Origin of the sequence: Streptomyces sp. BE303, assembly GCF_036290945.1 — a bacterium.
GTDB lineage: Bacteria > Actinomycetota > Actinomycetes > Streptomycetales > Streptomycetaceae > Kitasatospora.
Genome location: NZ_JAQYWZ010000445.1, coordinates 1 through 249, shown reverse-complemented (window position 1 = coordinate 249; position 249 = coordinate 1). Strand labels below are relative to the sequence as shown.

1 pseudogene is annotated in these 249 nt (G+C 75.1%); it reads right to left on the bottom strand.

From position 1 onward, the window contains the following. Positions 1 to 249, bottom strand: a pseudogene (locus PUR56_RS08735) (polyketide synthase); the annotation flags it as partial.

Genomic DNA, 249 nt, shown 5'->3' with positions numbered 1-249 from the left:
CGGCCAGGGGCGGGCCTCGGTGAGCAGTTCCACGTCCCCGGACGCCCAGTCCACCTGGGGGGTGGGCGCGTCGACGTGCAGCGTGCGGGGCAGCACGCCGTGCCGCATCGCCTGGACCATCTTGATGATGCCGGCCGCCCCGGCCGCCGCCTGGGTGTGCCCGAGGTTCGACTTGATCGACCCGAGCCAGAGCGGGTCGCCGCCGTCCCGGTCCCGCCCGTACGTCGCCAGCAGCGCCTGGGCCTCGAT